At 44.4% G+C, this 248-nt stretch carries 1 protein-coding gene; it reads left to right on the plus strand.

Features of this window, described 5'->3' with window-relative positions; all coding sequences use genetic code 11:
* Positions 1–59 precede the first annotated feature (59 nt).
* The coding region (locus SB749_RS20335) for an HD domain-containing protein (protein WP_410711903.1) at positions 60–248 on the plus strand (189 nt) is incomplete at its 3' end.

A 248-nucleotide genomic window follows, 5' to 3' on the forward strand; every position in this document is an offset into this window, starting at 1 on the left:
ACCGCTCACGAATCATTCATGCTGCTGCATTTAGGCGCCTTCAAGCTAAAACCCAAATAATGGGTATTGGCTTAAACGACTTTTACCGTACACGCCTTACCCATTCATTAGAAGTCTCGCAAATAGGCACCGGCATATTACGCCATTTAAAGGTCCAACATCCAAGCTTTGAACATTTTCCATCTACTGGATTGCTCGAAACCTTATGTTTAGCACACGATATAGGCCATCCACCGTTTGGGCATGGT

The sequence above is a fragment of the Brevibacterium sp. SIMBA_078 genome (assembly GCF_046534565.1).
Taxonomy (GTDB): domain Bacteria; phylum Actinomycetota; class Actinomycetes; order Actinomycetales; family Brevibacteriaceae; genus Brevibacterium.